This is a genomic window from Maribacter chungangensis (assembly GCF_042676845.1).
Taxonomy (GTDB): domain Bacteria; phylum Bacteroidota; class Bacteroidia; order Flavobacteriales; family Flavobacteriaceae; genus Maribacter; species Maribacter chungangensis.
Genome location: NZ_JBHTHY010000014.1, coordinates 148428 through 173610, shown reverse-complemented (window position 1 = coordinate 173610; position 25183 = coordinate 148428). Strand labels below are relative to the sequence as shown.

The window sequence follows — 25183 nt, the reverse complement described above, 5'->3', positions numbered from 1 at the left end:
ATTTCAAGGTTTTTTACAGAAATAGTGGTAAACTTGAAAGTTGGAACAAAATTTATCATTTTATGCGAATTATTAATCTTTTACTTGTTTTACTTTGTGCCAATACGCTGCTCACCGCACAAAAAAAGCAAATTTCGGTCAACGATATTTACACAGATGAATTTGCTACCCAGGGTATGGATGTATTGCGGTCTATGAACAACGGGAAACAGTATACGGTTTTGAACAAAGATCCCTACAGAGGTCTGGTTTCCGTAGACTTATACGATTATAGTACCTTGAAAAAAGTAGAGACCCTTATCTCTACCGGCGATGTAGAGGGGTTGGAGGATTTTTCTTCCTATAGTTTTAGCAAAGACGAAAGCAAGTTATTGCTCGCAACAGAGGTGGAATCTATCTTTAGGAGGTCTACCTTGGGTATTTTTTATGTGTATGATATTGCTACTAAAAAACTCATAAAAATAAATGACGCCAAGATTCAGGAGCCTACATTATCTCCGGATAACAATAGGGTGGCCTACGTTATGGATAATAACTTGTTTTTGATGGATTTGGAAAGTGGACAAACCCAACCAATAACGAAAGACGGCGTAAAAAACAAGATTATAAATGGGGTAACGGATTGGGTTTACGAAGAGGAATTTTCCTTCGTTAGGGCTTTTGAGTGGAATTCTGATGGTACGACGATTGCTTTCCTAAGGTTCGATGAGACCAATGTTCCCGAATTTTCTATGGACGTTTATGGCACGGAGAAATACCCAAGTCAGCATGTTTTCAAGTACCCAAAGGCCGGTGAGGACAATGCCCTAGTGAGTTTGCATTCCTACGACGTAAAAAGCGGTGAGGTATCCAACATAGATCTAGGCGATGCCTATTACATCCCCAGAATAAAATGGATGAACGACAGAAATTCCTTGAGCGTACAAACCATGAACCGGCATCAAAATCATCTAAGGTTTCACGTGGTAAACGTAAAAACGGGAACGGTTTCCCTGTTGATGGAAGAAAAGGATAAGGCTTATGTGGATATTCATGATAACCTTACTTTTTTGGCCGATGATAGCTTTATATGGACGAGCGAAAAAGATGGTTGGAACCATATTTACCTGTATAACCAGGATGGTACTTTAATGAACCAAGTAACCCAGGGCAACTGGGAGGTAACCAAGTATTATGGCTACGACCAGAACGAGGATAAAATCTATTACCAGTCTACCGAAAACGGTACTATAAATCGCGGTGTTTATAGTGTGGAGAGCAACGGAAAGAAAAAGAAGGCCTTAGCAGTGGTCGAAGGTCACAATTCGGCATCATTTAGTACAGATTTTACCTATTTCATCAATAATTATTCCAGTGCAACAACACCTCCTGTGTATACGCTGCACAGGTCTCTTACAGGAAAAAAAATAACCGACATTTTGGACAATACGGCCTTGACGAAAAAATTGGAAGGCTATGAAATGAGCCCAAAAGAGTTTTCTACGATTACGATCAACGGTAACGATTTGAATATGTATATGATCAAACCTGCGGACTTCGACGCTTCAAAAAAGTATCCGCTGTTCATGTACCAATATAGCGGCCCAGGCTCCCAGAATGTATCCAATAGCTGGATGGGCGGAAACGACTACTGGCATCAATCCTTGGTTTCCAAAGGATATATCGTAGCTTGTGTAGATGGCAGGGGTACGGGATATAAAGGAAGTGATTTCAAAAAATCGACCTATTTGAATTTGGTAAAATATGAGACCGAAGACCAAATCGACGCTGCTAAAAAGCTAAGCGAATTGCCGTACATAGATAAGGATAGAACAGGAATTTGGGGCTGGAGTTTTGGTGGGCACATGTCTACCAACTGTCTTTTAAAAGGGAACGATACTTTTGAAATGGCGATTGCCGTGGCACCGGTAACCTCTTGGAGGTTTTATGATACTATCTACACAGAGCGGTTTATGCGTACTCCAAAAGAGAACCCCAGCGGTTATGATGATAACTCCCCGTTTAATTATCCACAGTTGCTCAAGGGCGATTACCTGTTGGTCCATGGTTCTGGCGATGATAATGTGCATGTTCAGAATACGATGCGTATGATAGAAGCCTTGGTACAGGCCAACAAACAATTTGACTGGGCCATTTATCCGGATAAAAATCACGGTATCTACGGTGGAAATACGCGAATACACCTGTACAATAAAATGACCGATTTTGTAACGACCAAACTATAAAACAACCAAATATCAACTAAAAATATAGCACTATGACGGATATTAAGCAGGCAGATCAAAAGGAACTATTCGGACATCCGGTAGGATTGTTTTACTTGTTTTTTGCGGAACTATGGGAACGTTTTAGTTTCTATGGTATGCGTGCTTTATTGACCCTTTACATGGTCGATGTTATTTTTGAAGCCCTGGTAGAACGTGATTTTGCTACCGCTGCGGTTTACGCTTCTTACGGTTCTTTGGTCTATGCCTCTACGGTAATTGGCGGACAGATTTCGGATAAAATATTAGGTATGCGGAATTCGATTTTTTTGGGAGGAATCCTAATGTCCATTGGTCATTTTGTGCTGGCGATAGAGCATAATGTGGCCTTTTTCCTGGCCTTGTCCCTTATTATAGTCGGTAACGGATTTTTTAAACCAAATATTTCAACCTTTGTGGGTACACTTTATCCCGAAGGAGATCCTAAAAAGGATTCAGGTTTTACCATTTTTTACATGGGAATCAATATAGGGGGGTGGGCGGCACCACTTTTATGCGGATGGTTGGCCTATGAATATGGATGGCATTATGGTTTTGGTCTGGCCGGAGTTGGTATGGTAGTAGGGCTTTTGTTTTTTTGGAGCGGTATAAAAAAGAATGTTTTCGGGGACAGGGGCCTCCCGCCAAATGAAACAGTGATGAAGAAAAAAGTGTGGGGTGTACAGCAAGGCATACTCGTTCCTATATCAACAGTGCTTTCCGCCCCAATTATTGCGTATTTGCTTTCTTCCTATAAATCTTTGGGAATGGAAGGTACTTTTCTTGGAGATCAGAATATTGTCAATATTATTTTTAAAATTATCGGGATATCAATTTTGGCATATTTGGCAAATATTATGATCAAGGCCACCCTAGAAGAACGCAAAAAATTGTTCGTTGCCGTACTTATCACCTTTTTCATGACCATTTTTTGGGGTTTTCATGAGTTGTCCGGTAGTGTGATTACCTTATTTGCGGCCAGGAACGTTGATCTTACCTTCATGTCCGCCGCACAGACCAATTCCCTAAATTCCATGTTCATTATTATTTTGGCGATTCCTATCTCCCTAATGTGGACGTACCTTAGCAAAAAGAAGCTAAACCCTAGAACGCCCTATAAATTCGGATTTGGATTGCTTTTCGCCGGACTTAGTTTTTACGTGCTTGCCATCAGTGCCAACAGTGCCGATGCTAATGGTTTGGTACCCTTTGCCTACTTGTTGATAATGTATCTGCTGTTGTCCGTAGGGGAGTTGTTCATGTCTCCCGTAGGGCTTTCGAAAATCACGGATTTATCGCCAAAACGTATAGTGGCCTTTATGATGGGGGTCTGGTTTTTGTCATCCTCATTTGCTTTTCAGGTCGTTGGGTTTATCGGAAAACAATTGGCGATAGAGAGCACGGATAAAAACGTAGGCGGTTTTGAAACGCTAGCCGTTTATACGGATGGATTTGCATTGATTGCAAAGTATGCCATAGTAGCCGGTGTTATTGTTTTAATTACATCCCCTTTGATTAAAAAATTAATGGGTAAAGTGCATTAATCCGCACCGTCAAAAACATAGAATCCTTTTTCACCGGTATAGTGAAAAGGGATGTTATGTTTCACACATGTTGCTTTCCATCGTCTTATATAACTGGTATAATTGCTACCATCTGCAATAATCTGGATTGGACTTGTTGCGCTGATGAAACGATCCAGGTTTATTTTAGGGGAGTGGGTGAGTAGAACTATGGGTTTTTTGTTGTTTTTGGGATTTATACCTAAACTATCCAAAATTAACAAGGGTTTGCCTTGAACAACGTAACTGTTTCCTACCCCGTCATAATTTATGCTGCTAAAGCGTTCGCCAATTTTAATAGCTTTAATTGGGTTTTGTGCAGCCAAACTGTCCAATGTATGAACCTTTACATCGGGCCCGTTTCGGTCTAAAATAATGGTGTTTTTGGTTTGATGTAGTAGCAATACTTCCGATTTTTGACTTGATGTGTACGCTAGATACATCGTATACGCTTGCAGGCATAGTACACTAACAAGGAAGAACGCCGTTCGCCTAAAGTTCACTTGAGACAATAGCAGACCTAGCGCGGCTATTAGAAAATAGGTCAGTAGCAACTGGATGCCATCGAAAGAAATGTGTTTAAAAATAAAATCTTCCCGCTTTGCTACCCAGGCAACGGTAGCGTTCATGTAGGTAATCAGTTCGTTAAAACCCCAAGCAAGAGGGTAGGGCAATTGGTCTATAAGGGCTAGGAAGATCACTAAGATTCCTGTCCCCAGAATAAAACCTAAAACAGGAATTATAAGGAGGTTCGAGATAAAGAACAGTCCCGGAAATTGGTGAAAATAAAAGAGACTAATTGGCAAAACGCCCAACTGCGCGGCAACACTAACCGAAAAAAGCTGCCAGATATAACGCACGGGTTTCCATTTGGGAAACCATAATTTTTGTAACAAGGGATAGATCCAGACGATTGCCAATACGGCTGCATAACTCATTTGGAACCCAACTTGAAACAATAGGTTGGGGTTGATGAACAAGAGAATAAAGAACATTGAAAGCGCCAAAATATTAAATGTATTACTGGGTCTATTCAGGTATAGGGCATACGCCACAAAGCTGAACATGGTACAGGCACGAACAATGGAAGCCGACAATCCGGCCAAATAGGCGAAACCCCACAACAATAGTACGGTTAGTAGTAAACTGATTTTCTTGCCTTCTGGCAACCGTTCCATAGGTCGTAATAAAAACCGGAGCACCAATAGGAGTATACCAATATGCAACCCTGAAAGGGCCAGAATATGAACAGCACCTGCGTTTTTATAATTGTCATAGGTTTCTTTGGAAATATCGGAACGTTGACCTAAAAGCAACGCTTGTATTACCCCCAGTTCATCTTCTCCAAAATTGGAAGCTTTTAATTTTTCTATTATATGGTTTCTAGCGTTCGCAGCGATTCCGAATAGGGTGCTGGACGGGTTTTCGCTTTTATGGTAGCTATTGGGCGACAATCCCATTTGGTGGTGGATGCCTAGTTTTTTCAAGTATGCTTTATAGCTGAACTGATGCGGGTTTAGTGGTGGCTTAATGTTATTGGGTTGGTTTATGGTGTACAGTTCATCATCTACGGATACCTTCGTTAGACTATCCTCAAGGAATTTGTTGATCAAAAGTTTTCCGGTGGCAAAAGAACCATCGACACTTTTGACTTCTGCTATATAGCGTTCCGAAAAAGTAGTGGGCTTTAGAACTTCGGTGATTTTTAAATGCCAAACGGATTCTTGGTCTATAGTAAGCTTGCTATAATGGTTGTTGCGTTGTTGTGGTTGTGCCTTTATGATAATAAAAGCGCCCAATGCTATTGTGGTAAGGCTTGCCAAAATTCCAAACCAAACGGACTTGGTATGCTGTTCAAATTGGAATATAAACCCCAAACCAATGAAACATACAAGGGTGAGTACAAGGGCAAAATAACTGTTAAAAGGAAAATAATGTCCCAGTAAGATTCCTATAATAAACAGTAGCGTTAGTTTGATGGGAACGAACGCTAGCAGTTTCATCTTACAATATTCTAGTGGCTTTTACAAAAGCACTGTTCCAAAAACCCTCCCTAAGGGATGAAATGGTTACCCCGCGAGAGGTGGAGGCATGTATGAATTTAATTTCGTCTCCTTCTACTTTTACCACCATTCCTACATGGTTTATTCGTTTGGCACGTTTTTTAGTTTTAAAGAAGAGCAAGTCGCCTTTTTCAACATCTTTTATCCTTATTTTTTTTCCTTCTTCTGCCATGTGGATGGAGGTTCTGGGAAGTTGCACATCGTGTTCTCTAAAGGAAATATACAGTAGTCCGGAACAATCCATTCCTTTTCTTGTAGTACCGCCAAATTTATAGCGTACCCCGGAGAAGGTAAGCGCAGTATTGATTACGTTATCGGCTTTTGTGGCACTCCTAGTGGTGGAGCGGGCTTTTTCCAATACAGGTTCGGGTTTTTCGGTAATTCCTCTCCTTTCTTTGTCTGCAGCTGCCACTGAAATTTTTCGTTCGGTGCTAGATAAGCTTGTTTTTTTGCTGCTTCCACAGCTGGCCAATATTAAAAATAGAAAAAGAAAGGGTAGTCTTTGCATTGTTTTCAAGGGTCTTATTACTTGAACTTTAAAGTTATAGAATTATTTTATACGATGTTTGGACATACGCCAAAAATCTGTGTATAAAGGTAAATGGATATGTTGTGGTATAGGTCCGTATTCTATTTTGTTTTAATTATTCCTAAAATAAGAGTTGTTTTATACCATAGTAGTTTTCTTTTTGGTCTACTATTTCGGTTAAGGTCAATGGTGCTCGTAAATACATAGTTTGTAAAGGTTGATTTAGGATTTTACGTCCTACTATTTTGGTATATGTACTCGGCTGCCTTGGCACTTGCGCCCGGGCCGCCCAATTTTTTTATCAATTGATCATAGTGGGTCAATTGTTCGGTTCTTGCTTCGCCGGATAGGATTGCCTCCAATTCCGTTTTTAGTTTAGGGGTGGTAAAATCGTTTTGTATGAGTTCTTTTACGACCTCTTTTTCCATTATTAAATTAACCAAGGAAATATATTGCAACGTAATAATGTGTTTCGCAATTTGATAGGATATCCAGTTGGCCTTATAACATACTACTTGCGGTACTTTGAACAGTGCGGTTTCTAGCGTAGCGGTGCCACTGGTAACCAAAGCGGCATCTGAAATGGAAAGCAGGTCATAGGTTTTGTTCTGTACAAATTTTACGTTTTTGTCCAATAGGAAGGGTGCGTAGAATGAGTTGTCCAAACTTGGTGCTCCGGCAATAACAAATTCATGGTCCGCAAAATCAGAGGTCAGCGAGAGCATCACGGACAACATCTGCTGTACTTCTTGTTTTCGGCTACCTGGAAGTAAGGCTATTATGGGTTTATCGGGGGCTATTTTATGTGTCTCCCTAAATAACTGCTCATTTACTTCCGTCCTCTTGGATATGGCGTCGATCAAGGGATGTCCCACGAAGTTAACTGGGTAATTATGTTTTTTATAGAAGTCTTCTTCAAAAGGCAGGATAACGTACATGGCATCTACATCCCGTTTTATTTTGGCTATCCTCCCCTCTCTGGAGGCCCATATTTGTGGGGATATGTAGTAATTTGTTTTAAACCCCTTTTCTTTGGCCCATTTAGCAATGCGGAGGTTAAATCCGGAGTAATCGATAAAGACAATGATGTCCGGTTGAAACTTGCTAATGTCCGACTTGCAAAAAGCAATATTTTTAAAAATAGCGCTAAGGTTCATAAGTACCTCCAAGAATCCCATAAAGGCCATTTCCTTGTAGTGTTTGGCCAACTCTCCCCCGGCATCTCGCATTAAATCCCCTCCCCAACAGCGAATATGTGCTTCTGTGTCTATGTGTTTCAGCCCTTTGATCAGATTGGACCCGTGAAGGTCTCCAGAAGCTTCGCCAGCGATAATATAGTACTTCATTTAAAATACTTTATAGTATAGAATAATGAAGGCCGTAAGCATGGTAGCGATCAAAACCCCTCTAGCACGATGGTTCCGTTTCAGTTTTAAAAAACCAAAGAAGGCTGCCAAGTTCAGTAGCGCGCCCAAGGCCAATAGACTGCCAATATGATCTTGTGCCACGGCGGCTTTATAGGTTTCGGCAATACTGAGTTCCGAAAACAAAAGAATATAGAGCAAGGTCCCAATGGTATTGGCTATAATCCCTACTAAAAACCCAATAATAACTTCTTTTTTCCTGTTCATAATATTAAATACAAATTCAAAAATCAAATACGATCAATAAGGCTAAAATGGGTTACGATCCATGCTTGGTTCTTAACCCATATAGCATCAAAACGCAAAACTTGTACCCTCTTGCAGCGGGCTTTGGACCTGTCTGTTGTCTAAAAACTATCCTCTAAACAGTGTTCAAACAGATGGCCACGTCGCATTACCCTTGTTTCATCACTTCAAATTTCCTTTCGTTCCTCGCAAACCTGTCCGCTTGGTGGCAGGGACGAAACCTGTAATTTTAGTTCGTTAACCCAATTACTTTGATGCGAGAAACCCAAAACTACCCCATATCAACCGTTATAACCCCCAAGAATTCAATTCTTGGATAACATGGTGGGCGGTTAGGTCAAACTGTGTGGGTACTACGGAAATATATCCGTTTGCCAAAGCCCATTCATCGGTATCTTCTCCTTTGTCCAATAATTCAAATTTTCCTGTTAGCCAATAGTAATCCTTGCCCATTGGACTGGTGCGCTTATCAAATTTTTCCTTCCAGTTTGCTCTTGCCTGTCTACAGATCTTTATTCCTTTCAGCTGTTTTTTTTCAAGTTTGGGAATATTTACGTTTAGCACTACCCCCTTGGGTATGCCGTTAGCTAAGGCCTCCGTTACGATTTGGGTAATGAAGCTGTCCGAATGCGAAAAATCGGCATCCCAATTATAGTCGCAAAGCGAAAAACCTATGGCGGGTATTCCTTCGATTCCTGCCTCTATAGCAGCGCTCATGGTGCCGGAATAAATTACGTTTATCGAGGAATTGGATCCGTGGTTTATACCACTTACACAGATGTCCGGTTTTCTGTCCAGTAGTTCTTGTAGTGCCAGCTTTACACAATCCGCCGGTGTTCCGCTACAGCTGTATTCTTCATTTCCGGTCTCCTCCGTGTCGGTCGCCATCTTTTTTGAATAGAGCGTACTGTCAAGGGTAATTGCATGCCCCATTCCCGATTGTGGACTGTCCGGTGCCACTACGATTACATCGCCCAATGTCTTCATTAACCGCACTAATGTCCGTAGTCCGGGAGCTGTAATGCCGTCATCGTTGGTAACCAGGATCAAGGGTTTTTTCATGCCATATACTTTACAGGGTAAAAATACGTTTTTATACAGGATTGTACGAGTGTACTGTTTAACAAAAAATTAAAGTCATCTTGTTACCTTGGCATGGTTTTTTCTTTATCTTAGAGCTTTATGGCATAGAAAAAGAAGTATTTAAACCTCGATGATTTTGAAAAGGAAAACAAAAAAAAGTTTTATGAGAAGAAATTTAGTCTACATTTCTGGATTGCTGCTATTGGCTGTGGCTTCCTGTAGTTTTACCAATAAATCTTTTGAAAATGATGATAAGGACAAATTGTTATTGGACCTTATTACCTACGTTTTAGAAAAAGGGCATTATGAACCAAAGCAGATAGATGATGATTTTTCGGTTAGTGTATTCGAGGATTTTATTGATGTAATAGATCCTACAAAGCGCTATTTTCTTGCTTCGGATATTGCGGAATTTGAACAGTACAAATTTCAGATAGACGACCAGATAAAAAATACCGACATTACTTTTTTTAATGCTGTCTATGCTAGGTTGATGGAACGAATGGAGGATGCAAAGTCAATTTATAAAGAAGTTCTTAAATCTCCCTTTGATTATAATAAGGATGAAACTTTAAGTATTAAATATGATGAGGAACCATTTGTTGCAAATAAGAAAGAGCTTCGGGAACGTTGGAGAATGCAGTTAAAGTATGCCACGTTGGGAACGTATGATTCCAAAATGACCCACATGCAAAAAGAAGTGACCGCGGTTAAAAAACATGAACAAGGACAAACCGTTGAATTAATTGATGGGGTAAACATCGAAGACGATCATGACCATAGTGCACATACACCAGAAGAGGCTGAAAAAGAGGCCCGGGAATCTACGGAGAAGACCTTGGATGAGTTTTTTGATTTTGTAGACGATCTACAGCGCAAAGATTGGTTCGTACAATACATAAACACCATTGTAGACGAATTTGATCCGCATACCTTCTACTTTGCACCTGAGGAGAAGGAACGTTTTGATATGGGTATGTCCGGTAAATTCGAGGGTATAGGCGCTCGCTTGCAGAAAAAGCCTGAGGGAGCCAAGATAGTGGAGGTCATTTCCGGTGGGCCCGTTTGGAGAGATGGAAGCCTGGAAGTTGGTGATGAGATAATCAAGGTAGGCCAAAATGGGGAAGAGCCCATCAATATTGTGGGTATGCGCTTAGACGATGCCATCAAATTAATAAAGGGCGCGCAGGGTACTATTGTTGATCTTACGGTACGGAAAGTAGACGGGTCTTTGGAAGTCGTGTCCTTAACAAGGGATGTAGTTGAGCTAGAGGAGTCCTATGCAAAATCGGCAAGGATTATCAAGGGCGATGAAAAATTCGGAATCATTAATTTGCCCAAATTTTATGTAGATTTTGAAGATTATAGTGAAAGAAATGCAGCGACCGACGTTGCCAAGGAAGTGGAACGATTAAAGCAAGAAGGTGCACAAGGTCTTATCCTGGATTTGCGCGATAATGGAGGCGGTTCGTTAAAGACAGTTGTTGAAATGGCTGGTCTTTTCATAAAAGATGGCCCCGTGGTTCAAGTGCGATCGGGTGGAGAAAAAAAGGATGTGTACGATGATAATGATGAACGTGTACAATGGGACGGTCCTTTGGTTATTTTAGTTAACGAGTTGTCCGCATCGGCTTCTGAAATATTGGCGGCAGCAATGCAGGATTATAAAAGGGGAATTGTTATCGGTAGCAAGCAAACTTTTGGAAAAGGTACCGTACAAAATGTAATTCCGTTATCCAATATTGTGCGCAGTAACGAACATGGGGATTTGGGAGCCATCAAATTAACGACCCAAAAATTCTATAGGATAAACGGTGGCTCTACGCAGTTGGAAGGCGTAAAAAGTGATGTCGTTGTACCGGACAAGTATAGTTACATAGATTTAGGAGAAAAAGACCAGTCCAACCCTTTAATATGGGATAAAATTTCCCCGGCCGAATACACCTTATGGGATGGTTATATAGATTATGAGAAAACTATTGAAAATAGCAACAAGCGAATGGCGGCCAATCCCCAGATTAAATTGATCGAGGAAAATGCAAAATGGCTGAAGTCGGAACAGGATGAAACTGAAATTTCGCTAAATTATAAAGTCTATAAGGAAGAGCAGGAAAAGGACAAGGAACAGTCCAATTTCTTTAAAAAGCTGTCCGATTATGATTCAAAGTTAACTTTTGAATCCTTACGGTACGAGCAAGAATTGTTTGTACAAGATTCCGTATTACGCGAAAAAAGAGACCGCTGGCACAAGAACTTGGCCAAGGATGTGTACGTAGAGGAAGCAGTGAACGTTCTGGAGGATTTAAAAATGAACAACCTTAGGAATATGAAATTGGCCAGTAGGGTTAAAAATTAAACTGCAATACATTTGTATAAAAAAGCCACTCCTTTGCGTGGCTTTTTAGTTTCTTATCTTATTGGCATGTAGCTTTCGTAAAGCCTTCAATTTTGGATGTATCACTACCTTGCAGTACGCTTGTTCTGGATTGTTTTTATAATAATCTTGATGGTCTTGCCCGGATTCATAGAACGTGCCTATGGGACTTATTTCTGTAACAACGGGGTCTTTGTAGTAGGCGCTTATTTCCTTTACCACAGCCTTGGCAATATATTCTTGCTCTTTATTACGACAGTAGATGACCGAACGGTATTGCGTACCCACATCCGCCCCTTTCCGGTTTAAGGTGGTTGGGTCGTGCGTGGTCATGAAAATCAAAAGGAGTTCTGCGAAGGAAATTACAGCAGGATCATAAGTGATTTTAACAACCTCTGCATGACCGGTTAAACCAGAGCAGATTTCCCTGTAAGTTGGTCTTCCCGGAACGGTGCCTCCGGTGTAGCCAGATAGTACCTTTGATACTCCTTTAACTTCTTGAAAGATAGCTTCCGTACACCAAAAACAACCGCCCCCGAGAGTTGCAATTTCATTGGTAGGTACGCCCATGCTACGCCTCTTTGGCTATTTTCATGGACTCTGAATTAATACAATAGCGTAAACCGCTTGGCTCCGGCCCGTCTGGGAATACATGCCCCAGGTGCGCGTCACAGGTATTGCAAAGAACCTCTACCCGTACCATGCCAAAAGAACTATCCTTATGGTATTTTATGGCATTTTCTTTTATGGGTTGGGTAAAACTGGGCCATCCTGTTCCAGATTCGAATTTAATGGTAGAATCAAATAGGGGAGTGCTACAACAAATGCATTCATATTTTCCCGCATCGTGGATGCTGCACAAAGCTCCGGAGTGGGGTGCTTCGGTTCCTTTTTTTCTTGTAATCCGAAATTGCTCAGGGGTTAGTATATTCTTCCATTCGTTTTCGGTCTTTTCTACTCTTATGTCCGGTTCCGGGCTTCCTTTTACCGAAAAATGAATCACATCTTTCCAAGTAATCATCATAGCTTTTTCGTTTTTAATTTTTAAGCGTTCCTATTGGTCGTCCTGTCACTAGAAGTCTTACAAAATTAAGCTAAATTTGGCCAATGCGCACATACTCCAAAAATAGATTGATTTATGCTATTTTGATTGGTCTTTGCATGGTAGGCTTTTGGCTTTTTGAAAACTTTTATACGCCGGATACGTATTCTAGTAGTAAAAGGACCTCGGCAGACACTGCGTTCCCAACTATTTTGTTTCCTAATTCCACTACAGGGGAAATTGTGCATCATTCCCATTTTTCCCTTTCATATAACGAAGCTTATGAGCAGGCGGAGTGGGTAGCTTACGTATTGCGGAAGGAACACTTAACCTATGATGATCGCAAGCGACCTTATTTCATTGAGGATCCATTTGTAACCACAAAATCCGCGGATTGGCGCAATTATAAAGGTTCCGGTTATGATCGCGGCCATCTGGTGCCTGCCGGAGATCGCAGATTTAGCTTACAGGCCTATAATGAAACTTTTTATACGAGCAATATAAGTCCGCAGGACAGGGAGTTCAACGCAGGTCTTTGGAACAGGTTAGAGATACAGACTAGGAAATGGGCCAAACGGTATAACACACTTTTCGTCTTTACCGGAGGTGTATTAACCAATGGATTGGATGAAATTGGTGATGAGGATGTTGCCGTGCCTAAATATTATTATAAAATTATTGCAAGGAAAAACAGCGATGATATAGAAGTTCTAGGATTCTTGATGGAAGGCTTTGAACAGAATAAACCTTTACAGGATTTTGTGGTTCCCATAGACCGTATAGAAGAATTAACGGGGTTGGATTTCTTTTATCAACTTGAAAAAGAACATCAAAACAGGTTTGAAACAAAGGTTAGATTAGAACATTGGAAATTTTAAAAACTCTCCTTGAGCCTATTGGTGTCCATTTTAAGAAAAATGAACAGCAATACGGTAAAGAATAACAAACCAGAGCCGCCATAGCTAAAAAAAGGCAGCGGAATTCCTATTGTTGGCAACACACCTATGACCATGCCTATGTTTATAAAATAATGCACGAATAAAACAGAAATAACCCCGTAACCGTACATGCGGGCAAAAGCGTTTTTTTGTCGTTCTGCCAAGGAAATGAGCCTTAGGAATAAAACCGAGAACAATATTATTACGGTTCCGGTGCCAATAAAGCCCCATTCTTCTCCCACGGTGCTAAAGATATAATCTGTATGTTGTTCCGGTACAAAATCGCCTTTGGTACGTGTGCCTTCAAGAAATCCCTTTCCGAAAAACCCGCCGGATTCAATTGCTTTTTCGGATTGATAGGTGTTGTATCCAATCGTTTTCCTAATTTCTTCTAACTTATTCGGGTCTTTTTCTAAACGTAGCCATAGGCTAAAACGGTCTCGGTGCCGTTGTTCGAACACATTGTTAAATACGAAATTTACGGAAAGGGAGAAGAGGATAACGGCGAGTGAAATTAGGGATAACGGAATTACCGGAATCTTAAAGTTCTTTCTTTTTAGCGTGTACACAAGTATAATTAGTAATGCAAGTGCAATGGTTATCCAAATGGTGCCGAACATTAGAGTGGTAACAAAAATCAGAATCATTGCAAACCCTATTCCCAAATAAAACAACGGTAGCCCCTCCCTAAAAACCACAAAAATTAAAGCAAAAAACACTAAGGCACTTCCGGGGTCCGGTTGTGGAATGATTAAAAGTGCAGGGATTAAAATAATGAGAATGGCATACAGCTGGTCTTTTCTGCGTTTGATGTCCGTTTGAATATCGCTGAGGTATTTGGCCAAGGCCAGGGCGGTCGCTATCTTGGCAAGTTCGGAGGGTTGAAAATTCATAAACCCTAAGTTGTACCATGAAGTGGCGCCCGCAATAGTCTTACCAAAAACAAATAGGCCTAAAAGAGATAATATTGATAATAAGTAAAAAATACTTGAGAAGCGCTCATAAAAATTTACTTCCAGTGCCATTACAAGTACAATGGCTACCAGGCTCACAATGATGAAGACAAATTGTTTACCGTGTAAGGTGCCAAAATCGAAAAGGGATGTTTGGCTTTCGGTAAACGTGCTGGAGTAAATATTGCTCCAACCAATGAGTACCAATGCCAGGTAAATAAGAACGCTTATCCAATCTATGCGCTTTAGGATACTTCTACCAGACATACTCGTTTATCTTGAACTCCTTTCCACTGTACGGCTTTGCATATTCATGTTCTAAGGTTTTGTCTAGCATCTTTTTTTCCAAATCTTTTCTAGAAATCTTACCTCTTAAATATTTTTCTATCATCAGTGATGCTATATGACCTGCATACCTTCCGCCATAATAACCATTTTCGATATATACCGCAATAGCGATTTTGGGGTCTTCTACCGGCGCAAAGGCAACGAACACCGAGTGGTCCGTAAGTTGCGTACGAACACCATCAATTTTGGTAAAGTTCTCTGCGGTACCTGTTTTTCCGGCAATGGAAATTCCTGGAACTTGTAGAAATCTTGCAGTGCCACCTTGTCCCGTATATACTTTGGTCATGCCTTCTATTATAGGTTCAAAGTGTTCTTTGGAAATAGTGGTTCTTTTTGGTTGTGTAAATTTTGGATTCTTAATGGGGTTTCCCTCTATTTTTTTTAGGATATGGGGCGTAAAATAAAACCCTCTGTTGGCTATGGCCGCCGTCATATTTGCCAGTTGAACCGGTGTCGCTAAAACTTCTCCCTGTCCTATAGCATTTGAAATGATATAAGAAGAGCTCCATCGGTTATCACCATACCATTTGTCATAATACTCCTTGTTGGGGATTCTTCCTTTTTGTCCAAAAGGTAAGTCGTAACCCAAGTAATCTCCAAGGCCAAAGCTTTTCATGTGTTTTTCCCACATGTCCATACTTTCGTCCGTAGTATCGTATTTGTCAAAAATGTTACGAAAAGCGGCCGCAAAATATGCGTTGCAAGATCTGTATATGCCATCTACCATAGTTCTGGAACCGCCGCCACAATGGCATCCTCTTTTTTTCTTTCCTACGTAAAAGCCGTTATAGCACCGCACTGTCGTAGATGGGTCCATAACACCTTCCTCAAGGGCAATAAGGGCATTTAAAACTTTAAACGGGGAGCCTGGAGGTTGTTGTGCATGTATAGATCTGTCCCAAGTTGGGTTTGCTATGGTATCATTGTATAGTTTTGTATAATTTTTTGATCGTTTACGGCCAACAAGCAGTGAGGGATCGTAGGTAGGTCCGGAAATCATAGAAAGTATCTCTCCCGTTGCGGGTTCTATAGCTACGATCCCGCCCCATTTACCGTTCATAAGAATTTCCCCGTATTCTTGCAGGGTTTTGTCCAACGTAACACTTATTTGTTTTCCCTGTTCCGGTAAGGTATCTAGGGCACCATCCTTATACGGGCCAATATCCCTGTTAAACCTATCTTTTTGAATGTATTGTACGCCTTTAGTTCCTCTTAAAAGATCTTCATAATACCGTTCAACTCCCGTCCTGCCTTTAAGTTCTCCCTGTGAATAATATTTGTTCTTGGCCAGATCGCCTTCGTTTACTTCACTAATATATCCAAGTACATTGGCGGCACTTGGAGTATCATAATAGCGCAAAGAACGTTTTTGAATGTAAAAACCCTTGTATTTGCGCATTTTCTCTTGGAGCGTGGCATAATCTTGTTTGGATAGTTGGGGAACCAAAACCGATGGTAATCTTGGGGAATAAACATAAGCCTTTCGTAAGGTTTTTTTAAATTTTTCCTTGTCTATACCCAATAAGGAACAAAACTCCAAGGTATCCAAAGCTTTTACTTCCCTGGGGATGACCATCACATCATAGGCCGGATCGTTCCCTACCAGTAATTCTCCATTTCGGTCATAAATATAACCGCGTTCCGGATAGTCATAAATTGTTTTTATTGCGGGGTCTTCCAATACTTGATTTGGTGAAAAGCTAAAGATTTGGAGGTACGATAGTCTGGTCAGAAATGTAATTCCGATTAGGACGATCAAAGAAGATAGAAGCAGCTTTCTCATTCTTTTTTAGTGCTGAACAAAGAGATAAACAAAAGGCATAAAATTAGTGTAGCCAGTCCTGTAGTCAGTGTTTTTTGTAAAATTAATAAGCTATTCGCAAAGCTGAAAATTTCTAGAGTAAAGTATGTAATATGGTGTATTACAATTAATAACGCTAAAAAAGTGATTTGTTGTGCCTTGGTGCTATTGTTTAACTTAAAACTTTGAAATTCATAGTTTACGCCAAATACAAAGCGCATAAGAACAGGTCTAAAATAGCCTATGGTAACAGCGGCCGCTGCGTTTAGGGCTAAAGTATCCGAAAAGATATCGATACAAAATCCCAGCAAAAAGCTGGCGATTAAAAATGTAGTTCTATTCTCTTTTATTGGATACCAGTAGATAAATAGGATATATATGAAGGGATTGATAAAACCAAAAAAGTTTAGCCTATTGAAGATAAGTGTCTGCACTAATACTAATAGTGAGAATCTTAATAGGTTGGTTAAGAAGGAGCTGCTAATCATCCGTTTTGGTTTCTAACTCTAATCGTTCTATTTCTTCACGGTTTAGATTTTTAATGATATAAACGTTTTTCACGTTTGTCATATCGTTGAAGAGTTTTACATCTATAAAGTAAAAACTTTTGGAACTGTCAAGATCAAACCTTGAAATAGTGCCAATTGGAATATTTTCGGGAAAAATACTGCTGCTTGCCCCGGTGAGAATGGTATCACCAATTTTTAAAGGTGCTAATCTGGGTATGTCTGTAAGTTGTACCGTGGTGTAGCTCTTTGTATCCCAAACCAAAGATCCAAAATGGTTGGAATTCTTGATTTTTGCGTTGATCTTGGATTTGTCGTTTAGGATGCTCTGGACAGATGCGAAACCTTTAGACGTGTTCTCAACGATTCCCAAGATGCCTTTATCCGTGATTACTCCCATGTCTTGGACAATGCTGTCCCTTTCTCCCCTGTTAATGGTGATGTAGTTGCGCTGATTCGAAAAACTATTTTTGACGACTTGCCCCGTAATTACGCTGTAGGTAATGCTGCTATCCAGTTTTGGGGCGAGGGTTGTTTCTTGGTTGTAGAGCTGGTGTCTGAGCGTTTCGTTTTCCCTTAATAAACGTTCGTTTTCTTCTCTAAGGTCAAAATAGGAAGTGGTCTTGAACGATAGTTCGTAAATACTTCCCGATATATAATTGGCAGAATTTAAAAATTTAGATTGATGGTACGTATGCGATTGAAATGTAAATGCGAAGGTAATGAGCAAAAGAAAGACATAAAGTAAAAACGTTTTATATCGGATCAGAAAATTTATAATCTGCTGCATTCACCACTAAATTTTCAAAATGCTTATTTTTCTTGCTCCTTTTAATAAGGTATTCTGGCCGACTTGAAATTATTTTATAAGGATGCTCTTATAGCGTTCCAGATTTTTGAGTGCTATCCCGGTTCCTCTAACTACGGCGCGCAACGGGTCTTCTGCAATGTAGACCGGAAGATCGGTTTTTTGTGATAATCTTCTGTCCAAGCCACGTAGCATGGAGCCTCCACCGGCTAAATAAATACCTGTATTGTAAATGTCTGCGGCTAACTCTGGAGGAGTTTGGGATAGTGTTTCCATTACCGCATCTTCTACTCGTAAAATGGATTTATCCAATGCTTTCGCAATTTCTCTGTAGGAAATCTGAACCTGCTTTGGCTTTCCTGTTAATAAATCACGTCCTTGAACAGACTTTTCATCCGGAGGGGATTGTAGGTCTTCCGTTGCGGAACCAATTTCTATTTTAATTGCCTCTGCAGTTGTTTCGCCAACGTACAGGTTGTGTTGGGTGCGCATGTAGTAAATAATGTCGTTGGTGAACACATCACCCGCAATCTTAACGGATTTGTCGCATACGATGCCACCTAAGGCAATGACTGCAATTTCGGTAGTACCACCACCTATATCTACGATCATGTTTCCTTTGGGTTGCATAATATCAAGCCCTATACCGATAGCTGCCGCCATAGGTTCGTGTATTAGATAAACCTCCTTGCCGTTTACGCGTTCCGCAGATTCCTTTACCGCACGCATTTCTACCTCGGTAATTCCCGAAGGTATGCAGATGACCATTCGTAACGCTGGTGGAAACCACTTCTTCTTTAACGCCGGAATGTTCTTGATAAACATATTGATCATCTTTTCAGAGGCATCAAAGTCTGCTATTACGCCGTCTTTTAAAGGTCTGATCGTCTTTATGTTTTCGTGGGTTTTACCCTGCATCATATTGGCTTCTTTGCCAACAGCGATGATTTTGCCACTAATACGGTCCCTTGCTACGATAGATGGACTGTCTACAACTACCTTGTCGTTATGTATGATAAGGGTGTTTGCCGTACCTAGGTCAATAGCAATTTCCTCGGTCAAGAAGTCAAAAAATCCCATAGATTATAGTTTGGTTATGGATAAAATGATGCATTTCATCGACAAAAGTAGTAAAATTAATGCTTAAAATGACGTGTACCTGTCATCACCATCGAAATTCCGTTCGCATTGCAATAATCTACACTCAATTGGTCCTTAATAGAACCTCCAGGTTGAATCACACTGGTGATACCTGCCTTGTCCGCAATCTCTACACAATCCGGGAACGGGAAGAAGGCGTCACTGGCCATTACGGCACCTTTGAGGTCAAATTTAAAGGATTGTGCCTTGTGTATGGCTTGGTTTAGGGCATCTACACGCGAGGTTTGCCCGGTACCACTTGCGCACAATTGCTTGTTCTTCGCCAAAACAATGGTGTTGGACTTGGTGTGCTTACATAATTTGGATGCGAAAATCAAGTCTTCTAGCTCTTGCTCGGACGGTTTGGTATCCGTTGCATAGCTTAGATCGGCAATGGCATCGGTCTTATGGTCTTTATCTTGCAGCAATATCCCGTTTAAACAGGTACGCACCTGCATTTTAGGCATTTCGGTTTCGTTCTGGATCAGGATAATTCTGTTTTTCTTCCCTTTAAGGATTTCAAGGGCATCCGCTGTATACCCGGGAGCAATGACCACTTCGCAAAATAGTTGGTGTATTTCTTGGGCCGTGGCCTTATCAATTTCTTTATTGCTGATCAATACACCGCCAAATGCGGAAACGGGATCACCGGCCAAGGCATCAACATACGCTTGGTGAAGGCTCTCTCGCTGAGCCAATCCACACGCATTGTTGTGTTTTAAAATGGCAAAGGTTGGCGCATCGTTTTTAAATTCCCCCATTAAATTCACCGCGGCATCGACATCCAATAAATTATTATAGGAGAGTTCTTTACCGTGTAGTTTGGAGAACATGGCGTCAAAATCTCCAAAGAAAAATCCTTTTTGATGTGGGTTTTCCCCGTAGCGCAGCACTTTGCCGGTAGTCTCGCTAATTTTTAACGCGTGAATATCATGGTTTTGGTTAAAATAGTTGAAAATGGCCGTGTCGTAATGGGAGGAAACGTTAAAGGATTTTGCCGCGAAACGCTTACGGTCTTCCAATGTCGTGTTTCCGTTGTCCTTGGATATTACCTCTAAAAATTCTGAATAGTCCTCCATTGAGGACACACATATTACGTCCTTAAAATTTTTGGCGGCGGCACGTATCAATGAAATTCCGCCAATATCAATCTTTTCGATAATATCTTGCTCCGAAGCTCCGCTGGCTACCGTTTTTTCAAAGGGATACAGATCAACAATAACGATATCCAGCTGGGGAATGTCAAATTCGGCCAATTGGGCAACATCACTTTCATTGTCCTGACGGTTAAGAATACCACCAAAAACCTTAGGGTGCAATGTTTTAACGCGTCCGCCCAGAATGGAGGGGTAGCTAGTTACGTCCTCTACCGGTACCACATCTATCCCAAGGTCTTTTATAAATTTTTCGGTACCACCGGTGGAATAGATGGTAATACCAAGTTCTTGGAATTTTCTAACAATAGGTTCCAATCCGTCTTTGTGGAATACGGAAATTAAGGCTGACGTCGCTTTTTTTACGGTGTTCATGAATAGTGCTTGTGGTTAATAGTATATGGCCACAAAAGTAATTTTTTTAATGTGGTTTTTTGGTTTAGGTTATCAACAAAACGGGAAAGTTTTACACTTATAACGAGACCTGTCGGGTTTTTAAAACCGGACAGGTCTAATCACGGCACCGGAAGGAATACTAGTTTACCTATGCTTCAATGAATTTAGCGACTTCTTCGTTCACAAATTCCAAAAATCGCTCGTCTTTCTCGGTAAATGGGTCCGGTGTATTGGAGTCGATATCGATTTGGCCAATATTTTTCCCTTTTACGAACAAGGGCACCACAATTTCCGATTTTACGGTAATGCTACAGGCAATGTAATTGTCCTGTGCCTGAACATCGGGCACCACAAAATTTTTATTGCTTACCGCTACCTGTCCGCAAATACCTTTTCCAAAGGGGATGATGGTATGATCTGTAGGTGCACCGGCGTAGGGCCCTAATTTTAGTTCTTCCTTCGTCCCGTTCCTAAAATAGAACCCTACCCAATCGTAATGGGCAACGCTTTCTTTTAGCAAGTCGCAAATTTCTTGCAGTTTGGCATCGGTTTCTTTTGCCGAGGTAGTGATTGCCGTTATTTTTGATCTTAGGAGCTCTAACATACTTGGTCTATTTTAAAAAATATACTTCAAAAGTCGATTTTAATTCTAGAACTGACAATACCAAATCCCTTAAATATTCGTTAACCCGATATGTAGGCAATTCAAAAATGCTACCTTTGCAATGTGAAAAAAGCAGTACATAAAATACTATCCTTGGTAATGGCCGCTTTGCTATTACTTTCAACGGTCTCTTGGACCATTGAAAAGCATACCTGTATGGGGCGTGTGATGGATGTAGCGCTTTTTGCCAAGGCCGATGATTGTGGTATGTATGCCGCCATGCAGGCCATGGGCGATGACACCTTGGAGAACCCGTGCTGTGGCGATGAGGTGCTTACCCTGCAAGGTCAGGACGATTTAAAGATTTCCTTTAACGACATTAGCCTAGATCAGCAAATCTTTTTAGTTGCATTTACGCATGCCTATGTTACGTTGTTTACCGCTTTGGAACAGCGTACAAGTATAAACGAATACTACCCACCCCCACATATAGTCAAGGACATACAGTTGCTTGACGAAACATTTTTAATTTGATGTAGCTCCTCGCTAGAGGATATTTTTGGTATACGCTCCGCTAGGTTTTATCCTTGCGGGAGCACTAAATTAATTACCCAATACTTTGGGAAACATCAAATTAAAACTTTATGAAACATATAGTTTGGCTAGCAGTCCTAGCCATGGCATTCGGAAACTTTTCCGTGGCACAAGGGCCGCCTATTATGGCCGATAAACCGATTATGCTCGGTGCGGGTAGTTTTACCGCTAGGTCGCTAACGGAAATACGGCATACGGAGCGTGGAACCTTTTCCTATGTGCCGCTGATGATGCGCTACCTGCCTTCGTCCAATTCTTCTGTCGGAGTGGATATTCCTTATTTGGATTACAACATCGATAATGGAGCAAACGGCAGTTCCCTGGCCGATATCAAAATCATTGGGAAATACCAGTTTTTTAGAAAGGATGCTACCGGTAAGACCTTTAGGGTAGCGGCCAAAACGGTGCAGAGCTTGCCTACTGGAGAGGAATTGGACCTTATGGATCTAAGTATGGGCAAGTATGCCGGTTACTATGGTTTGGTTGCCGGTTACGAAACCCTTAAATACGGTATTTCCAATGAGCTGGGCTATAATGCAATGCCCGATGGTACTATGGACGAATTTCGATATAAGTTGGGATTTGGACTTCCGCTCCTGAAACCGCAGTACCCCAACAAACAAATAAACCTCTTTTTTGAATATACCAGCTCTTGGTTGGTAGAGCGCGATTGGTACCAGTTGCTCTATGCGCAAGGCATACAGTATGCAAGAAAGGCAGCCACCTTTGAACTAGCGGTCCAAGTCCCTCTGGTAAGTGATTTTGAGGCTGGCAGAAATTTACGGTACAGCTTATTTTTTGGAGGTCGATTTACATTTTAGTCGGCACCGCCAAAGGGTATAATTACCCTATAAAGTTTATGAATTTAAAATAGTAAAACATACAAACATGAAAAAAACGATAGTAATAACATTGGTCATTGGGATGATGACCGTGTTTGGGGCAAACGCCCAGAAAGCAATGGACAAATTTATGGTACAGGTAGACGGACTCGGATGTCCTTTCTGTGCTTACGGATTGGAGAAAAAGTTCAAGGAGTTCAAGGGTATTAAGAATGTAAAAATAGATATTGAGACGGGCGATTTTAGTTTTGCCTATCCCGCGGAAAAAGAACTAACACTGGTAGCGGTCCAAGAGCAGGTAGAGAAGGCGGGCTATACGCCTATTACGGCCAAAATAGAACGAGCGGACGGTACGATAGAGGAATCGGAAGCGCAATTGGTTTCCGAAAAAACCGAAGGTACCGTTACCAAAAATCTCATGGTTGCCGGCAATTGTGGGATGTGCGAGGCACGTATCCTAAAAGCTGGCAAAAGTGTCTCCGGAGTTTCGGAAATATCCTGGGACAAGGACACCAAAATGATGAAGGTCTCTTTTGATGCGGCCCAAACGACCCTGTCGGAAATAGAAATGGCCATTGCAAAAGCGGGGCACGATACTAAAAACCACAAGGCGGATACAGGAACATACGATCAGTTGCCCGGATGCTGTCATTACGATAGAATAAGCAGATAAATAGCAATAGGGATAGGCGCAATCAAGGATGTTTACCTTGTTTTTGATTGCGTCCTAAGGCCAAAAAAATACATAATGAAATACATATATTTAGTACTATTAGGAGTATTGGTTGTCGCTTCTTGCAAACAAAAAGAGGCGGTTCCAAAAGAATGGGTCTTTGTGAAAACCATTCAATTAGAAGGGGTTTACCCCATTGGAATTGTCGCATTGGATGGTAAATTATGGCTTTCCGATGGCGATAATAACCGTTTGGTTCAAATAGATGCCAACGGTAAGATTGAGCAAAAGGTAGATTCCCTGGAACGGCCTATGCATATAGATGCGGATGGGGAATCCCTTTATATTCCCCAATATGGAGAAGATAACATTGCCACTCTAAAAAACGGAGTGTTGGGAGTTCTGGCATTGAAAGATAGTCTGGATGCCCCCGCAGGTGTGTCGGTCTTTAAGAATGAAAAAGCGATTGCCGATTTTTACAACAATAGGATTTTATATTCAGATGGAGACGAATGGATTTCCTTTGGTAAGGAAGGAAAGAAGCAAGGCGAATTTTATTATCCTACGGATGTGCAAATCACCGATTCCCTGATTTGGGTGGCCGATGCGTACAATAACCGAATTCAAGCCTTTGATAAAAAAGGGGGCTTTGTGAAAATGATGGGTCAGGATCAAAAAATGAACGCTGCAACGGGAATTTTTGTATCGGAGCAAGAAGTATTTGTGACCGATTTTGAAAATGACCGCGTGCTGATTTTTGACCATGAAGGAAAACTGCTACAGGAAATTTCTCAAAACATAGAAAAGGCTACCGATCTAATGCTGTTCAATAGCCAGCTTTACGTGATCAACTACAGGAACGGAAAGATCAATGTGTTTAATTTTGATGAGGTGCCGCGTTCTGAGGTCGAATAAAACTACTAATGAACAATAGCAAGGATATTTGTATCAGGGCTAAAATGTGAGGCTGAGCGCCGGCTTCAATTGCACGCTGGGCAGTCGAAGTCCATTTGCGAACTAATGGTTTCTAGACTAGACCTGTATTGACACTATTAAAAATCAATAACGAGGTTTTAGTTTAACATCAGGCGCACATTCATTTATCAAATGACGTTTAATTAAGAAAATACTAATGAAACATACCTACACAGTAACCGGAATGACTTGCAATGGCTGCGTTGCATCGGTCAAGAAAAAATTATCCGCCATAGATGGGGTGGAAGATGTGGCCATAGATCTTGAAACATCCGAGGCGGTGATTCAAATGAATGCACATATTGGTTTGAATACCTTTAAATCGGCCCTGCCCGAAAAATATAGTATTTCCGAAAAGGGTAATCATGTTATGGAAATGATGGCCAAAGAGGAAGAGCAATCAAAACTACAGCAGTTAAAACCTTTACTGCTGATATTCGCCTACTTGTTTGCCGCAGCCTTTTTGTTGAATTATAAGGATTGGAGTACCTCCGAGGCCATGTTGGATTTTATGGGGCTGTTTTACATCGTATTCAGCTTTTTTAAGTTACTCGATTTAAAAGGCTTTCCGGATAGCTTTCGCATGTACGACCCACTAGCGAAAGTCCTTCCTGCCTATGCTTGGGTATATCCGTTTATCGAATTAGCACTGGGATTGTTGTTTTTAATGCGTATTCAAGTACCAGTAGCCTTGGTGATCACGATTATAATTTTAGGTATCACGACCGTTGGCGTAACCAAGAGTCTGTTGGATAAAAAAAGCATCCGTTGTGCCTGTTTGGGAACGGCCTTAAAACTGCCCATGACAGAGGCCACGTTTATAGAAAATGCCATTATGTTGGTCATGGCCTTTGCCATGTTGTTTCAAACAATTTAAAAGAAAAT

General features: G+C 41.0%; 22 protein-coding genes. 9 read left to right on the top strand and 13 right to left on the bottom strand.

All coding sequences use genetic code 11. From position 1 onward, the window contains the following. Positions 1 to 62: 62 nt before the first annotated feature. Positions 63 to 2225: a S9 family peptidase gene (locus tag ACFQZJ_RS15110; RefSeq protein ID WP_379935709.1), complete on the top strand. Its 2163-nt coding sequence runs from the start codon at positions 63 to 65 to the stop codon at positions 2223 to 2225. Between the two features lie 32 nt (positions 2226 to 2257). After that, positions 2258 to 3787 carry a peptide MFS transporter gene (locus ACFQZJ_RS15105; protein WP_379935708.1) on the top strand — a complete coding sequence of 510 codons (1530 nt, stop codon included), beginning with the start codon at positions 2258 to 2260 and terminating at the stop codon, positions 3785 to 3787. On the opposite strand, the gene ACFQZJ_RS15100 is transcribed toward ACFQZJ_RS15105, so the two are convergent. The 5 genes from ACFQZJ_RS15100 to surE form a co-directional block, all read right to left on the bottom strand. After that, the gene (locus ACFQZJ_RS15100) at positions 3784 to 5808 is read right to left on the bottom strand and encodes a ComEC/Rec2 family competence protein (RefSeq protein WP_379935707.1); all 2025 of its coding nucleotides are present in this window, start codon (positions 5806 to 5808) and stop codon (positions 3784 to 3786) included. The genes ACFQZJ_RS15105 and ACFQZJ_RS15100 overlap by 4 nt on opposite strands. 1 nt (position 5809) lies before the next feature. Then, positions 5810 to 6376: a C40 family peptidase gene (locus tag ACFQZJ_RS15095; protein ID WP_379935706.1), complete on the bottom strand. Its 567-nt coding sequence runs from the start codon at positions 6374 to 6376 to the stop codon at positions 5810 to 5812. Positions 6377 to 6627: 251 nt separating this feature from the next. Next, positions 6628 to 7743, bottom strand: coding sequence for a lipid-A-disaccharide synthase (lpxB, locus tag ACFQZJ_RS15090; RefSeq protein WP_379935705.1), 1116 nt, complete (start codon positions 7741 to 7743; stop codon positions 6628 to 6630). Further along, positions 7744 to 8028, bottom strand: coding sequence for a hypothetical protein (locus ACFQZJ_RS15085; protein WP_379935704.1), 285 nt, complete (start codon positions 8026 to 8028; stop codon positions 7744 to 7746). Positions 8029 to 8355: 327 nt separating this feature from the next. Further along, positions 8356 to 9129 carry a 5'/3'-nucleotidase SurE gene (gene surE / locus ACFQZJ_RS15080; RefSeq protein WP_379935703.1) on the bottom strand — a complete coding sequence of 258 codons (774 nt, stop codon included), beginning with the start codon at positions 9127 to 9129 and terminating at the stop codon, positions 8356 to 8358. Between the two features lie 184 nt (positions 9130 to 9313). Between surE and ACFQZJ_RS15075 the strand changes: the two genes are divergently transcribed. After that, the gene (locus ACFQZJ_RS15075) at positions 9314 to 11506 is read left to right on the top strand and encodes a carboxy terminal-processing peptidase (RefSeq protein ID WP_379935702.1); all 2193 of its coding nucleotides are present in this window, start codon (positions 9314 to 9316) and stop codon (positions 11504 to 11506) included. A gap of 45 nt (positions 11507 to 11551) precedes the next feature. On the opposite strand, the gene msrA is transcribed toward ACFQZJ_RS15075, so the two are convergent. Together msrA and msrB are read right to left on the bottom strand one after the other, a co-directional pair. Further along, on the bottom strand, positions 11552 to 12094 hold the full coding sequence (msrA, locus tag ACFQZJ_RS15070; RefSeq protein WP_379935701.1) for a peptide-methionine (S)-S-oxide reductase MsrA: 543 nt from the start codon (positions 12092 to 12094) through the stop codon (positions 11552 to 11554). A gap of 1 nt (position 12095) precedes the next feature. Then, a complete protein-coding gene (gene msrB / locus ACFQZJ_RS15065; protein WP_379936121.1) occupies positions 12096 to 12545 on the bottom strand; it encodes a peptide-methionine (R)-S-oxide reductase MsrB in 450 nt (149 codons plus the stop codon). A gap of 86 nt (positions 12546 to 12631) precedes the next feature. Between msrB and ACFQZJ_RS15060 the strand changes: the two genes are divergently transcribed. Further along, the gene (locus ACFQZJ_RS15060; RefSeq protein WP_379935700.1) at positions 12632 to 13444 is read left to right on the top strand and encodes a DNA/RNA non-specific endonuclease; all 813 of its coding nucleotides are present in this window, start codon (positions 12632 to 12634) and stop codon (positions 13442 to 13444) included. On the opposite strand, the gene rodA is transcribed toward ACFQZJ_RS15060, so the two are convergent. From rodA to ACFQZJ_RS15030, 6 genes are all read right to left on the bottom strand, one after another. Next, entirely contained in the window at positions 13441 to 14724 is a 1284-nt protein-coding gene (rodA, locus tag ACFQZJ_RS15055; protein ID WP_379935699.1) for a rod shape-determining protein RodA, read from the bottom strand. The genes ACFQZJ_RS15060 and rodA overlap by 4 nt on opposite strands. Then, positions 14714 to 16588, bottom strand: coding sequence for a penicillin-binding protein 2 (gene mrdA, locus ACFQZJ_RS15050; protein WP_379935698.1), 1875 nt, complete (start codon positions 16586 to 16588; stop codon positions 14714 to 14716). The genes rodA and mrdA overlap by 11 nt, the downstream gene beginning before the upstream one ends. A 498-nt stretch (positions 16589 to 17086) precedes the next feature. Further along, complete coding sequence (gene mreC, locus ACFQZJ_RS15045) at positions 17087 to 17902, bottom strand: rod shape-determining protein MreC (RefSeq protein ID WP_379935697.1); 816 nt, start codon at positions 17900 to 17902, stop codon at positions 17087 to 17089. Positions 17903 to 17971: 69 nt separating this feature from the next. Further along, entirely contained in the window at positions 17972 to 19000 is a 1029-nt protein-coding gene (locus ACFQZJ_RS15040) for a rod shape-determining protein (RefSeq protein ID WP_379935696.1), read from the bottom strand. Between the two features lie 56 nt (positions 19001 to 19056). After that, positions 19057 to 20589 (bottom strand): bifunctional phosphoribosylaminoimidazolecarboxamide formyltransferase/IMP cyclohydrolase, encoded by a 1533-nt coding sequence (gene purH / locus ACFQZJ_RS15035; RefSeq protein WP_379935695.1) that lies wholly within the window; start codon positions 20587 to 20589, stop codon positions 19057 to 19059. A gap of 169 nt (positions 20590 to 20758) precedes the next feature. Further along, positions 20759 to 21214: a GAF domain-containing protein gene (locus ACFQZJ_RS15030; protein ID WP_379935694.1), complete on the bottom strand. Its 456-nt coding sequence runs from the start codon at positions 21212 to 21214 to the stop codon at positions 20759 to 20761. A 123-nt stretch (positions 21215 to 21337) separates the two neighbouring features. Between ACFQZJ_RS15030 and ACFQZJ_RS15025 the strand changes: the two genes are divergently transcribed. From ACFQZJ_RS15025 to ACFQZJ_RS15005, 5 genes are all read left to right on the top strand, one after another. Beyond that, positions 21338 to 21748: an HYC_CC_PP family protein gene (locus ACFQZJ_RS15025; RefSeq protein WP_379935693.1), complete on the top strand. Its 411-nt coding sequence runs from the start codon at positions 21338 to 21340 to the stop codon at positions 21746 to 21748. A gap of 110 nt (positions 21749 to 21858) precedes the next feature. Then, positions 21859 to 22629: a hypothetical protein gene (locus ACFQZJ_RS15020; RefSeq protein ID WP_379935692.1), complete on the top strand. Its 771-nt coding sequence runs from the start codon at positions 21859 to 21861 to the stop codon at positions 22627 to 22629. A 67-nt stretch (positions 22630 to 22696) separates the two neighbouring features. After that, complete coding sequence (locus tag ACFQZJ_RS15015; protein ID WP_379935691.1) at positions 22697 to 23323, top strand: heavy-metal-associated domain-containing protein; 627 nt, start codon at positions 22697 to 22699, stop codon at positions 23321 to 23323. A gap of 75 nt (positions 23324 to 23398) precedes the next feature. Beyond that, complete coding sequence (locus ACFQZJ_RS15010) at positions 23399 to 24238, top strand: NHL repeat-containing protein (protein WP_379935690.1); 840 nt, start codon at positions 23399 to 23401, stop codon at positions 24236 to 24238. A 217-nt stretch (positions 24239 to 24455) separates the two neighbouring features. Then, positions 24456 to 25175, top strand: coding sequence for a heavy-metal-associated domain-containing protein (locus ACFQZJ_RS15005; protein WP_379935689.1), 720 nt, complete (start codon positions 24456 to 24458; stop codon positions 25173 to 25175). Positions 25176 to 25183 lie beyond the last annotated feature (8 nt).